This is a genomic window from Amycolatopsis decaplanina DSM 44594 (assembly GCF_000342005.1).
GTDB lineage: Bacteria > Actinomycetota > Actinomycetes > Mycobacteriales > Pseudonocardiaceae > Amycolatopsis > Amycolatopsis decaplanina.
In genome coordinates, this window is record NZ_AOHO01000077.1 from 103,223 (window position 1) to 115,914 (window position 12,692).

General features: G+C 69.1%; 9 protein-coding genes and 2 tRNA genes. 5 read left to right on the forward strand and 6 right to left on the reverse strand.

What is annotated here, in order from left to right:
• Nucleotides 1-52 precede the first annotated feature (52 nt).
• Nucleotides 53-835, reverse strand: coding sequence for a hypothetical protein (locus H074_RS34440; RefSeq protein ID WP_007034720.1), 783 nt, complete (start codon nt 833-835; stop codon nt 53-55).
• A gap of 129 nt (nt 836-964) precedes the next feature.
• On the opposite strand from H074_RS34440, the gene H074_RS34445 reads away from it, so the two are divergent.
• A complete protein-coding gene (locus H074_RS34445; RefSeq protein ID WP_007034721.1) occupies nt 965-1,840 on the forward strand; it encodes a TIGR03619 family F420-dependent LLM class oxidoreductase in 876 nt (291 codons plus the stop codon).
• Between the two features lie 3 nt (nt 1,841-1,843).
• Complete coding sequence (locus H074_RS34450; protein ID WP_007034722.1) at nt 1,844-2,290, forward strand: nuclear transport factor 2 family protein; 447 nt, start codon at nt 1,844-1,846, stop codon at nt 2,288-2,290.
• Here H074_RS34450 and H074_RS34455 read toward each other — a convergent pair.
• The 3 genes from H074_RS34455 to H074_RS34465 all read right to left on the reverse strand — a co-directional run bounded on the left by H074_RS34455 (nt 2,287) and on the right by H074_RS34465 (nt 4,322).
• Nucleotides 2,287-3,507, reverse strand: coding sequence for an RNA polymerase sigma factor (locus tag H074_RS34455; RefSeq protein WP_007034723.1), 1,221 nt, complete (start codon nt 3,505-3,507; stop codon nt 2,287-2,289). The two genes, H074_RS34450 and H074_RS34455, sit on opposite strands and share 4 nt — an antisense overlap.
• 81 nt (nt 3,508-3,588) lie before the next feature.
• On the reverse strand, nt 3,589-4,029 hold the full coding sequence (locus H074_RS34460) for a GNAT family N-acetyltransferase (protein WP_007034724.1): 441 nt from the start codon (nt 4,027-4,029) through the stop codon (nt 3,589-3,591).
• A gap of 216 nt (nt 4,030-4,245) precedes the next feature.
• Nucleotides 4,246-4,322, reverse strand: a tRNA-Pro gene (locus H074_RS34465).
• A gap of 84 nt (nt 4,323-4,406) precedes the next feature.
• Here H074_RS34465 and H074_RS34470 point away from each other — a divergent pair.
• Nucleotides 4,407-4,480, forward strand: a tRNA-Gly gene (locus tag H074_RS34470).
• A gap of 137 nt (nt 4,481-4,617) precedes the next feature.
• Here the strand turns inward: H074_RS34470 and H074_RS34475 are convergent.
• Nucleotides 4,618-9,312 (reverse strand): HAMP domain-containing protein, encoded by a 4,695-nt coding sequence (locus H074_RS34475; RefSeq protein WP_051072070.1) that lies wholly within the window; start codon nt 9,310-9,312, stop codon nt 4,618-4,620.
• 130 nt (nt 9,313-9,442) lie between these two features.
• On the opposite strand from H074_RS34475, the gene H074_RS34480 reads away from it, so the two are divergent.
• Nucleotides 9,443-11,020 carry a SpoIIE family protein phosphatase gene (locus H074_RS34480; protein WP_007034726.1) on the forward strand — a complete coding sequence of 526 codons (1,578 nt, stop codon included), beginning with the start codon at nt 9,443-9,445 and terminating at the stop codon, nt 11,018-11,020.
• Here the strand turns inward: H074_RS34480 and H074_RS34485 are convergent.
• A complete protein-coding gene (locus H074_RS34485; protein ID WP_039924166.1) occupies nt 11,003-12,010 on the reverse strand; it encodes a DNA topoisomerase IB in 1,008 nt (335 codons plus the stop codon). The genes H074_RS34480 and H074_RS34485 overlap by 18 nt on opposite strands.
• Before the next feature lie 99 nt (nt 12,011-12,109).
• Between H074_RS34485 and H074_RS34490 the strand changes: the two genes are divergently transcribed.
• The gene (locus H074_RS34490) at nt 12,110-12,652 is read left to right on the forward strand and encodes a type 1 glutamine amidotransferase domain-containing protein (RefSeq protein WP_007034728.1); all 543 of its coding nucleotides are present in this window, start codon (nt 12,110-12,112) and stop codon (nt 12,650-12,652) included.
• Nucleotides 12,653-12,692: the final 40 nt, after the last annotated feature.

A 12,692-nucleotide genomic window follows, 5' to 3' on the forward strand; every position in this document is an offset into this window, starting at 1 on the left:
AAAATTTGCGATGAAAGGCCCCTTCATTGCGCTTGAGGGGACGGGGTGCGGGCTAGAAGTCGAAGCCCCCGCCGTCGAACCCGCCGCCGTCAAAACCGCCGCCATCGAAGCCGCCGCCGTCGAACCCACCGGCGTCCCCGCCCATGTCGCCTCCGGCGTCGCCCATGTCGGCGGCCGCGTCCTCCTGGCCGGCGTCGTAGCCCGACTCCCAGGCCGACGCGCTCGCGATACCCGCCATGCCGGAGAACATCGCGCTGAACAGCAGCATCGAACCGAGACCCCACGCACCGGCGACGAGCGCGGGCTTCCACCACGGCTCGCTGTACCAGCCCTGCGGCACCGGACGTCCGGCCACGCGACCGCCGGGGTAGTAGTGCGGCGTCCGCTGGCTCGGGTCCGGCGAGGCCTCGAAGTGCTGGCCTTCGACGTCGACCGAGCGGTACTCGGTGACCTTGCCCGCCCTGTCGCGCTCTTCGCTGCCGGGCAGTTCCGGACCGGGGTCCATGCCCATCGCGAGCCGCGCCGCTCGGACGTAATAGAGCCCTTCGATGGCGGTCTCGCGCACCAGCCGGGCCTGCTCGACGGTCTGCGCCTGCTCCATCTGGGAGCCCGCGGCGGTGAAACGCTCGGACGCGTCCGCCATCGCCTGCTGGGAGGCGGTGTCCGTGCCGGTGATGTTCATGACCTGACCGCCGAGCCGCTCGACGAGGCGCCGTGCGTCGGCTTTCGCGTCGTCCAGTTGGCGCTTCTTGGCCGCCGCCTGGGATTTCGCGAAGTAGATGCCGCCGCCGACCACGACGACGAGGAGCACGATCAGGAAGATCGCGGTGCCCATGGGTTCACTCCAGGAATCGTTCGGCCTTTGATCCGGACAACGCGGACGGCCCGGCCGCGGTTCCCGCCAGTGCTCCCGGTCACCGCGGGCACTGGCGGGGTAAACTAGAACACGTTATAGTTCGGCCTCATGAAGTTCACCCTGTCGATCGCGATGAACCCGCTCGATCAGCTGGGCGAGCTCGCCCGTGCGGCCGAAGAGGCGGGTTTCTCCTCGATCGCGCTCCCGGATTCCCTGTTCTACTCCGAAACGGTCTCCGCCGACTATCCGTACACGCCCGACGGCAGCCGCTTCTGGACCGAGGAGACCCCCTGGGCCGATCCGCTGATCGCGGCCGCCTCGATGGGCGCGGTCACCGAACGGCTCACGTTCTACACCTCCGTGCTCAAACTGGGCTCCCGCAATCCGGTCCTGCTCGCCCGCCAGGTCAACTCGGTCGCGGCGCTGACCGGCGGCCGCTTCGGGCTCGGGCTCGGCGTCGGCTGGTCGCCGGAGGAGTTTCGCTGGTGCGGCGCACCGTACGAGAAGCGCGGCAAACGCGTGGACGAGGCCATCGAGGTGCTGCGCCTGATCCTCGACGGCGGGATGGTCGAATTCCACGGCGAGTTCTTCGACTTCGACAAGCTCCGGATGAGCCCGGCACCGCCGTCGCGGGTGCCGTTCTACATCGGCGGTCACACCGACGTCGCTCTGCGCCGCGCCGCGCGAGTCGCCGACGGCTGGTCCTCGGCGATGATGAAGTTCGACGACCTCCGTGACACGATCGCCAAGCTGCGCGGGCTGCTCGCCGACCAGGGCCGCGCCGACGATCCCTTTGAGTACCAGGCCGTCTGCATCGACAAGTTCGGCCTCGACGGCTATCGCGAGCAGGGCGACATCGGCGTCACCGACATCATCACCATGCCGTGGGTGTTCGACGGCCTCGGTTTCGACGCCGAGGTCGGCCCGAAGCTCGATTCCATCAAGAAGTTCGGCGACGAGATCATCGCGAAGATCGGAGACTGAGCCATGGGTGTCGACGTCTGCTGGGATCCCGCCGCCGCGCAGCCGCCCGCGCGCCAGGCCGCGTTCCGCTCGATGACCGCCGTCACCGCCGGGGACAAGGGCGCCTGGCTCGAACTCTTCGCCGGGGACGCCGTCGTCGAGGATCCCATCGGCCCGTCGATGTTCGACGAGGAGGGCAAGGGACATCACGGGCAGGACGGAATCAGTGCCTTCTGGGACAAGACGATCGCGAACGTCGAACGCTTCCAGTTCACCATCCGCGATTCGCACGCGGCCGGTGACGAGGTCGCGAACGTCGGCACGATCACGACGTACCTGCCCGGCGGCTACCGCGTCGACACCGACGGCGTGTTCGTCTACCGGGTGCGCGAGGACGGGCTGATCGTCTCGATGCGGGCGTTCTGGGAAACCGAACGCGCGATGGCCACCGCGAGGCAGGTCGAGGACTAGGACCCGAGCCGTTCCGCTCGCCGGGTCAGGTACTGCTTCTCGGGTTCGCTCGCGGTCTTCCGAGCCGCCCGCAGGTAGGCCTCGCGCGCGGCGACGGCGTCCCCGGCCAGCTCCAGCAGGTGCCCGCGCACTGAGTCGAGCCGGTGGGTCTGGCTCATCCGGCTGTCGTCGTCGAGCGTGGCGAGCAGGTCGAGGCCCGCTTCGGGCCCGTTGACCTCGGCGACCGCGACGGCGCGGTTGAGCGTGACGACAGGACCGGGCGAGACCTTTTCGAGGACGTCGTAGAGCGCGAGGATCTGCGACCAGTCCGTGTCGGCCGCGGTGGCCGCCTCGTCGTGGACGGCGGCGATCGCGGCCTGCACCTGATACGGCCCGACAGGGCCCGCTTCCAAGGCACCGCTCACCAGCGAGACCCCTTCGGCGATCGTTCCCGTGTTCCAGAGCGAGCGGTCCTGCTCGGCGAGGGGGACGAGCGAGCCGTCGTCACCGGCGCGGGCGTCGCGGCGGGCGTCGGTCAGCAGCATGAGCGCGAGCAGGCCGGTGACCTCGTCTTCGTCCGGCATGAGCCGCCGGAGCAGCCTGGTCAGCCGGATCGCCTCGGCGGTCAGGTCGGCGCGGTGCAGATCGGGACCGCCGCTGGTCGTGTACCCCTCGTTGAAGATCAAGTACAGCACCTGGAGGACGACGCGGAGCCGTTCGGCGAGTTCTCCGGCCGGCGGCAGGACGAACTCGGCGCCCGCCTTCTTGATGGTCTGTTTCGCTCGGCTGATCCGCTGGGCGAGCGTCGATTCCGGGACCAGGAACGCGTTCGCGATCTCGCCCGTGGTCAGGCCGCCTACGGCGCGCAGCGTGAGCGCGAGCTGCGATGGCGCGGACAGGGAAGGGTGACAGCACAGGAAAAGCACGGTGAGCGTGTCGTCCGAAGTGGACGCTTCGCCCGGACCGGCCAGGTCCATGAGCGCGGAGTTCTCCTCGCGTCGTCGCCGCGCGCTCTCGCTGCGCCATTCGTCCACCAGCCGCCGCGAAGCCACGGTCGCGAGCCAGGACTTCGGACTGTCCGGGATGCCCTGCTCCGGCCATTGCTGCGCGGCCGAGAGCAGGGCTTCCTGGACGGCGTCCTCGCAGGCGTCGAACTGCCTGTGCTTGCGCACCAGCAACCCGATGACCTGCGGGGCCAGCTCCCTGAGGAGCACTTCCACCTGACGATCGTCCTTCACGACGCCAGTCTTACCCCATTCAGGGCGTCAGGCGACGGAAGCCCCATCAACGGAGCGGATGTTCAGTGGGCCCGGTACCGGTCAGACGCCCAGCCGTCGGATGAACCGGGCGCTGTGTTCGCAGCGGTCCTCGTAACCTCGCGCGCGGTAGAAGGCATGTGCGCCGGTGCGGTGGCGGGAACTGGTGACCTCCATGGTGTCGCAACCCAAACGCCGTGCCTCCGCTTCGGCCGCGGCGACCAGCTTACGTCCGATGCCCGAGCCGCGCCGGGACTCGTCCACCACCAAGGCCACGATCCGGCCGCCGGAACCCGGCCGCTCGAGCAGCGGGATCGCGACCACCGCGACGACGCCGAGCACCGTGCCGTCCGATTCGGCGACGAACGCGGCACCTTCGGGATGACGGGACCAGCGTTCGAGCCGACCGCGCACGTCCTCCACGTCGTTGTCCGGGTAGCCCAGCTCGGCGAGGAGCGTGGTCACGGCGGGGGCGTCGGTAGTGAGGGCGTGGCGGATCTCCATGATCCTCATTAAAGCCGAGGCTCACAGAGTGCCGGCCTGTCCAGGAAGCGGGCCGGGTGCCTCGTTCTCATGAGGTCACTGGTCCGCGGAGCGCAGACCAGACGGGGAGCATCGGGCAACCGAGCTCGAGAGCGACAGCCCTCGGATGCGCCATGCCGTCTTTCGGACCGGACCGGCCGGTCCGAAAGACGGGTGAACTCGCAGGTCGAAGACCTATGGTCGGGCTGACAGGATTTGAACCTGCGACCCTCCGCTCCCAAAGCGGATGCGCTACCAAGCTGCGCCACAGCCCGTGACTTCCCCGATCTCCCGGGGGGTGTGCACACAGCCTAGCGGGTCACGCTAAGCTGTTTTCGCACCCGGTACTCCGGGGGCATGCGGGTGTAGCTCAATGGTAGAGCCCTAGTCTTCCAAACTAGCTACGCGGGTTCGATTCCCGTCACCCGCTCCACCGCTCCGAACGAGACCCGCAGGCTTCTGGCCTGCGGGTTCTTTCATGTCCGGACCAGCGTTGGTCTCGTGAGTGGCTAGGACGGTTCTAACCGTCCTAGCCACTCACGAGACCGGGCCCACAGCTCACCGCGGCCCTCAGTCCGCGCCGACCTCGGATTCGTCCGCGGTGGTCGCCACGGCACGTGAAAGCCCGCTGGAGGCGGCATCGGCCTCGAGGTGGACGGCGATCAGGTCCAGCAGCCTGTCCGTGTCCACCGGCTTGGTCACGTAGTCGTCCGCCCCCGAGGCGAGCGTCCGCGCCTTGTCCTCCGCGGTCGCCTTCGCCGTGACGGCGATCACGGGCAGGTCTTCGTGCGCGGCCTCGGCGCGGATCGCGGTGATCGTGGCGTTGCCGTCCAGTTCGGGCATCATCACGTCCATCAGCACGAGCGCGGTGTCCTCGTGCCGTTCCAGCGCCCGGATGCCCGCGACGCCGGTCTCGGCATAGATGACCTCCAGGCCGTTGCGCTCCAGCACGGCGGCCAGGGCGAAGACGTTGCGCAGGTCGTCGTCGACGATCAGGATCTTCTCGCCGTGGAACCGCTGCGACGGGGGCACCGGGATAACCTGCGGGACGGCCATGATCAGCGGGACACCGCTCGCCTGCGTGGTCGGGACGACCAGGTTCGCCGCGCTCACCGGCAGGTACAGCGTGAACGTGCTGCCCTTGCCGGGTTCACTGCGGACGCGCAGCTCGCCGCCGAGCAGTTCCGTCAGCTGCTGGCTGATCGACAGCCCCAGCCCGGTGCCGCCGTACTTGCGGCTGGTGGTGCCGTCGGCCTGGCGGAACGCGTCGAAGATGATCGCGAGTTTGTCCGGCGCGATGCCGATTCCGGTGTCTTCGACGGCGAACGCGAGGACACCGGGGGCTTGGCGGAGCGAGTCGGCTTCGACCTCGCCCGGATCGGCCATGCGGATGTGCAGGCGCACGGCGCCCTCGTCGGTGAACTTCGCCGCGTTGGACAGCAGGTTCCGCAGCACCTGCTGCACACGGTGTTCGTCGGTGTGGATCGACGACGGCACCGGCGGGTCGATCAGGACGGCGAACTCCAGGCCCTTGTCCGAAGTGAGCGGACGGCAGATCGATTCGACGTACTCGACCAGTTCGGGCAGCGTGACGTCGGACATCTGCAGGTCCAGGTGACCGGCCTCGACCTTGGCCATGTCGAGGATGTCGTTGATCAGCTGTTGCAGGTCGCTGCCCGCCGAGTAGATCGTCCGCGCGAACTGGATCTGCTTCTCCGACAGGTTCCCGTCCGGGTTCTCCGAAAGGAGTTTCGCGAGGATCAGCGCGCTGTTGAGCGGCGTCCGCAGTTCGTGCGACATGTTCGCCATGAACTCGGACTTGTACTGCGACGCCATGGTCAGCTGCCCGGCACGCTCTTCGAGTTCCTGCCGCGCTTGCTCGATCTCGCTGTTCTTGACCTCGATGTCGCGGTTCTGCTGTGCCAGCAGCGCCGCCTTCTCCGCCAGATCCGTGTTGGACCGGCGCAGTTCCCGTTGCTGCGCCTGCAACTGCTCGGACCGCGCGCGCAGTTCCTGTGCCAGGCGCTGGGATTCGGTCAGCAGGGCCTCGGTGCGCGAGTTGGACTGGATGGTGCTGACGTTGACCGCGATGGTCTCCTTCAGCTGCTCCAGCAGGTCGATGTGGACGGTGCTGAAGGCGTTGATGCTCGCCAGTTCCAGCACGCCGAGCACCTCGCCCTGGAACAGCACCGGCAGCACGATCACGTTCACCGGGGCGGCCGAGCCCAGGCCCGAGGAGATGAGCGCGTACTCCGGCGGGGCCTCGTGGACCAGTATCGTGCGGCGGTCGACGGCGGCCTGTCCGATGAGCGATTCGCCGGGGGAGAACCGCAGGCCGTTCTGGGATTTCGCCAGCCCGTAGGTGGCGATGCTCTCCAGGACGACGTCTTCCTGCTCGTCTTCACGGGCGAGGAAGAACGCGCCCTGCTGCGCGGACACCAGCGGGGTCAGTTCGGACAGGATCAGCGACGCCACCGACGCGAGATCGCGGTGACCCTGCATGAGCGCGGACAGCCGGGCGAGGTTGGTCTTGAGCCAGTCCTGCTCGCGGTTCGCCCGGGTGGTCTCCTTCAGGTTCGCGATCATCTGGTTGATGTTGTCCTTGAGTTCGGCCACCTCCCCGGACGCGTCGACGGTGATGTGCCGGGTCAGATCGCCGGCGGTCACCGCGGTGGCCACCTGCGCGATCGCCCGCACCTGGGTGGTCAGGTTCCCGGCCAGCTGGTTCACGCTTTCGGTCAGCCGCGACCACGTGCCGGCGACGCCGGGCACCTCCGCCTGACCGCCGAGCGTGCCGTCCGTGCCGACCTCGCGGGCGACACGGGTGACTTCGGAGGCGAAGGCCGACAGCTGGTCGACCATCGTGTTGATGGTCGTCTTGAGTTCGAGGATCTCACCGCGCGCGTCGATGTCGATCTTCTTCGACAGATCGCCCTGCGCCACCGCGGTGGTCACCGTCGCGATGCTGCGGACCTGGCCGGTCAGGTTGTCGGCCATGACGTTCACGTTGTCCGTCAACGCCTTCCACGTGCCTGCCACGTTCGGGACGCGGGCCTGGCCGCCGAGGATGCCTTCGGTGCCGACCTCCCGCGCGACGCGGGTGACCTCGTCGGCGAACGCGCGCAGCGTCTCGACCATGCTGTTGATCGTCTCGGCGAGAACGGCGACCTCGCCCTGGGCGTCGATCGAGATCTTCTTCGACAGATCGCCGTTCGCCACCGCCGTGGTCACCGTCGCGATGCTCCGCACCTGGTCGGTGAGGTTGGTGGCCATGACGTTGACGTTGTCGGTGAGGTCCTTCCAGGTCCCGGCGACGCCGCGCACCTGCGCCTGGCCGCCGAGTTTGCCTTCGGTACCGACCTCGCGGGACACCCGGGTGACCTCGTCGGCGAACGCCGACAGCTGGTCGACCATGATGTTGACGGTGTTCTTGAGCTCCAGGATCTCGCCGCGCGCGTCGACGATGATCTTCTGCGTCAGGTCGCCCTTCGCCACCGCTGTGGTGACCTGGGCGATGTTGCGGACCTGGTCTGTCAGGTTCTTCGCCATGAAGTTGACGTTGTCGGTGAGGTCCTTCCACGTCCCGGCCACGCCGGGTACCTGCGCCTGGCCGCCGAGCCGCCCGTCACTGCCGACCTCACGGGCGACACGGGTGACCTCGTCGGCGAACGCCGACAGCTGATCCACCATGGTGTTCAGCGTGTTCTTCAGTTCGAGGATCTCGCCCTTGGCGTCGACGGCGATCTTCTGCGAGAGGTCGCCCTTCGCCACCGCTGTCGCCACCTGGGCGATGTTGCGGACCTGTGCGGTGAGGTTGTTCGCCATGAAGTTGACCGACCCGGTGAGGTCGCGCCAGGTCCCGGCGACTCCGGGCACCTGCGCCTGCCCGCCGAGCTGACCTTCCGTGCCGACCTCGCGCGCGACGCGGGTGACCTCGTCGGCGAACGCCGACAGCTGGTCGACCATCGTGTTGACGGTCGTTTTGAGTTCGAGGATCTCGCCGCGCGCGTCGACCGTGATCTTCTGCGTCAGGTCGCCCTTCGCCACCGCCGTGGTGACCTGGGCGATGTTGCGGACCTGGTCGGTCAGGTTGTCCGCCATCTGGTTCACCGAGTCGGTGAGGCCACGCCAGGTGCCCGCCACGCCCGGCACGGTCGCCTGCCCGCCGAGCCGTCCTTCGCTGCCGACCTCGCGGGCGACGCGGGTGACCTCGTCGGCGAACGACGAGAGCTGGTCGACCATCGTGTTCAAGGTGTTCTTGAGCTCGAGGATCTCGCCCTTGGCGTCGACGTTGATCTTCTGCGACAGATCGCCCTGCGCCACCGCGGTGGCCACCTGGGCGATGTTGCGGACCTGGTCGGTCAGGTTGTCCGCCATCAGGTTCACCGAGTCGGTGAGGTCGCGCCACGTGCCCGCCGCGCCGGGGACCTGCGCCTGACCGCCGAGACGGCCTTCGCTACCCACCTCGCGGGACACCCGGGTCACTTCGTCGGCGAACGACGAGAGCTGGTCGACCATGATGTTGACGGTGTTCTTGAGCTCGAGGATCTCGCCGCGCGCGTCGACGTTGATCTTCTGGGTCAGGTCGCCCCGCGCCACCGCGGTGGTCACCTGCGCGATGTTGCGCACCTGGTCGGTCAGGTTGCTGGCCATGACGTTGACGTTGTCGGTGAGATCGCGCCAGGTGCCCGCCACCCCCGGAACCTCGGCCTGACCGCCGAGCCGTCCTTCGGTGGCGATCTCGCGGGCCACTCTGGTGACCTCGGTCGCGAACCGCGAAAGCTGCTTGATCAGGCCGTTGACCGTCTTCGCGACTTCGGCGAACTGGCCCTGCAGCGGCCGCCCGCCGACCTCCAGCGGCATCGGCTCGGACAGATCACCTTCGGCGACCGCGCCGAGGACCCGGTTGAGCTCGGCCGTGGGCCTGCTCACGTCCTCGATCAGCCCGTTGACGACGTCGACCGCGGTGGCCCAGCCGCCGGGGCCGATCTCGGCCGCGACACGCTCGGTCAGCCTGCCTTCCTTGCCGACCGCCTCGCGGACACGCAGGAGTTCGGTCACCAGTCGCTGGTTCCGTTCGGCGATGTCGTTGAAGGCACCCGCGAGCTGGGCCGCGAGCCCGTCGCCGTGGGCCACGAGCCGCCGCCGGAAGTTGCCGTCCCCGAGGTCACGAGCCGCCGCGAGCAGGCGTTCCAGGGTCGCTTCGTCCACCTGGCCGCCACCGCCTTCTGCGGGGTTCCGGTCCCTTTGGGAGTGCTGTGTCATCTGTGTCGACCCTCTCCACCACGCATGCCAAGCCATGGTCGTCGCATCAGCGTGCCATGATTCGACCTACACTTCGAGCCAGTCCGCCCGCTCACACTGCGCTACCCGCCAGGCAGGAGGAGGTCCGGGAATGGTGTCACGGCCGGCCCCGGCCTCGACGTCGCTCCCCTCGGAGTCGTCGCCGACGGCGAGCGAGGGCGCGCTGCCCGAATCCGGGCGGTTCTGGCGTGAGCTGCTCGAAGACGTCCGCGACGCGGTGCTCGTGCAGGACGTCGGTGGCGCGCTGCGCTGGTCGAACCCCGCCGCCCGGGAACTGTTCGGCGGCGGCCGCCCGATACTGACCGCCGAAGGCCCCGATGTCGGGCATGTCGAACACACCGGCCGCCGATTCCCCGCGCGGATCCGGACGCTGCCGGGCGGCTGGCACGCGTGGACGGTGACCTCCGCGGTCGCGGCCGACGGCCCGCGCGTGGACGGCTTCCTCGCCGCTTCGGCGCCCCGGCTGGCCTCCGCGCGGGGACGGCACGGGACGGCGAAGGCGATCGCCGAGGTCGCCGCGGCCGAACTCGCCGACTGCGTGTTCGTCCTGCTGCCGACCACCCGCGGCCGGTGGGAATGGTGGAGCTGCGATCACCGCACCAATCACGGGCACGGCCGGATCCGGCGTGTCCCCGCCCAGCTGGCGCCGGTGCTCGCCGGCACCTTCGCCTCCACCGAGGAACCCGAGGCCAAGGCCGTCCCGGAGGAAGAGGTCGCGACGCTGCCCGCGATCGTCGCGGAACGGCTCGCCGTCCATCCGTCGGTGACCGTGGTCTCACTGGGGTTCGACGGCGGCGCCGGGGTCACCGGCGCGGTGGTGCTCGGCAGGCGCGGCGCGCCCGCGTTCGGCGAGGACCACCCGCGCGCGGTGACCGAGTTCGCCCGCGCGGCCGGGACGGCGCTGGCGAACGCGCACCGCTACGCCCGCCAGGAAGAGGCCACGCGCGGTCTGGAGACCACGCTGCGCCCGACGCCGCCCCCGGAGGTCCACGGCGTCAAGTTCGACGTCTGGTACGAGCCGTCGGGAGGCCTGCTCGATGTCGGCGGAGACTTCTACGACGTCCTGCCGCGCGAGGGCGGCGGGGCGATGTTCGTCCTCGGTGACGTTTGTGGAAAGGGCGCCGAGGCGGCCGCGCTCACCGGCCGGGTCCGGCAGACCCTCGCCGCGCTCGGCCTCGTCGAGCACGACAACACGACGTTGCTGAGCCTGCTCAACTCCCTGCTCATCACCGGCGGCAGTGGCCGGTTCGCCACGCTGGTGCTCGGTTCGGTGCAGGCGGCCGAAGACGGTCTCGACGTCACCTTGGCCTCCGGCGGGCATCCCGCGCCGCTGGTGGTGCGCCGCCGCGGCGGGGTCGACGAGATCACCCTGCCCGGCACCCTGGTCGGGATCTCCCCGCAGGCCCGGTTCGCCGAGACGGCCATCCGCCTGGCCGAGGGCGACGTCTGCCTGCTCTACACGGACGGGATCACCGAAGCGCGTCACCACGAGCGGCCGTCGGACCTGTTCGGGGACGAACGGCTGCGTGAACTGCTGACCGGTTGCCAGGGGCTGTCCGGTCGCGAGGTGGTCGCCAGGGTCCGCTCCGCGGTGCGGGAGTGGCTCGGCAGCGGGACGCACGACGACATCGCCGTCCTCGCGATAGAGGCGTCACGACCCGTTCAGTAGCCGCACCACCGCCCGCTCCACGATGTCGCGGGCCTCGTCGGGGCCGGTCGCCTTCGCGGCTCGCCGCACCGCGCGTCCGACGGTCCGGTCCCGCCGGTACGCCTCGATCACCCGTGGGTCCACATAGGACCGTCGCGCCACGGCGGGCGTGTTGCCCAGCCCTTCGGCCACTTCGGTCATCACGGCCTTCTCGACCCGCTTCAATCCTCGTTCGCTGGAAGGTTTTTCTGTGTCCGCGAAGGCCGAAGCGGCCAGGACGGTGGCGTTCCAGGTGCGCAGGTCCTTGGCGGTGAAGCCCTCGCCCACGAGTTCACGGAGCCGTTCGTTGATGTCGTCGGCCTTCACCTCGTGCCAGCCCGCGCTGTTGCGGTACGCGAGCAGACGGACGTTTCCGCCCCGCGCCCGGCGCAGGGACCGGACCAACCGCACCAGCGCCTCGTCCCGCAACCGGACCTTGCGCTGGATCCCGTGCTTGGCCGGATAGTCGCAGACCAGGCATTCGTCGCGGAGCTCGACGTGCTCGCACAGCAACGTCGCCACCCCGTGCGTGCCGTGCTCGTCGGCGTAACTTTCGCCGCCGGTGCGGAAGACCCCGAGGTCGATCATGCGCAGCGCGCCGGCGAGCACGCGTTCCCGCTTCAGGCCACGCGAGTCGAGATCCTCTCGGACCGCTTCGCGCAGCTTGGGCAGCTTCCGTGCCAGCGCGAGGACGCGCTCGTGTTTCTCCTCGTCACGGGCACGCCGCCATTCCCCGTGGTAGAGATACTGTTTCCGCCCGGCGTCGTCGACCCCGACGGCCTGGATGTGGGCGTTCTCGTGCGGGGAGATCCACACGCGCCGCCACGCGGGCGGGATCGCCAGCGCGGTGATCCGTTCGATCGTGTCCGGGTCCTTGAGCGGTTCGCCGTCCGGGGTCATGTAGCCGAAGCCCCGGCCTCTTCGCCGCCTCCGGATGCCGGGGGACCCGAGGTCCGCTCGCCGAAGTCGCATACGCGGCGGATACCCGACGTGATCGCGGTTCATACCCATGGTTCGCCGGTGCCGGTCCGGGGTAGTCCGAGAGCGGACGACGACCTCAGGAGGGAACCCATGGCGACATCGCTGAACGGACGCCGCGTGGCCATCCTCGCCGCGGACGGCGTGGAACAGGTCGAATTGGTCGAACCGCGCAAGGCGGTCACCGACGCCGGGGCGAAGGCCGAAGTCGTCTCGCTGGAACCGGGCGAGATCCAGGCCATGAACGGCGACATCGACAAGGCGGACAAGTTCACCGTGGACCGGGTCGTCAAGGACGTCACGGTCGACGACTTCGACGCGCTCGTGCTGCCCGGCGGCACGATGAATCCGGACAATCTGCGCGCGGACGAGAACGCGGTCCGCTTCGTGCGCGACTTCGTGAACAGCGGCAAGCCGGTCGGGGTCATCTGTCACGGGCCGTGGACGCTCGTCGAGGCCGACGTCGTCCGCGGCCGCACGCTCACGTCGTACCCCAGCGTGCGCACCGACATCCGCAACGCCGGCGGCACCGTCGTCGACCAGGAGGTCGTCAACGACAACGGCCTGATCTCCAGCCGGAATCCCGGCGATCTGCCCGCGTTCTGCGCCGCGATCGTGGCCGGATTCGCCGAATAAAAGAGTGGCGCGCGTCACATTACTGAGGGATCGTGGTGGC

Coding starts and splice junctions, on each gene's coding strand:
- H074_RS34480 (WP_007034726.1), top strand. CDS start 9,443: ATGGTGTCACGGCCGGCCCCGGCCTCGACGTCGCTCCCCTCGGAGTCG.
- H074_RS34475 (WP_051072070.1), bottom strand. CDS start 9,312: ATGACACAGCACTCCCAAAGGGACCGGAACCCCGCAGAAGGCGGTGGC.
- H074_RS34445 (WP_007034721.1), top strand. CDS start 965: ATGAAGTTCACCCTGTCGATCGCGATGAACCCGCTCGATCAGCTGGGC.
- H074_RS34460 (WP_007034724.1), bottom strand. CDS start 4,029: ATGGAGATCCGCCACGCCCTCACTACCGACGCCCCCGCCGTGACCACG.
- H074_RS34490 (WP_007034728.1), top strand. CDS start 12,110: ATGGCGACATCGCTGAACGGACGCCGCGTGGCCATCCTCGCCGCGGAC.
- H074_RS34450 (WP_007034722.1), top strand. CDS start 1,844: ATGGGTGTCGACGTCTGCTGGGATCCCGCCGCCGCGCAGCCGCCCGCG.
- H074_RS34440 (WP_007034720.1), bottom strand. CDS start 835: ATGGGCACCGCGATCTTCCTGATCGTGCTCCTCGTCGTCGTGGTCGGC.
- H074_RS34485 (WP_039924166.1), bottom strand. CDS start 12,010: ATGCGACTTCGGCGAGCGGACCTCGGGTCCCCCGGCATCCGGAGGCGG.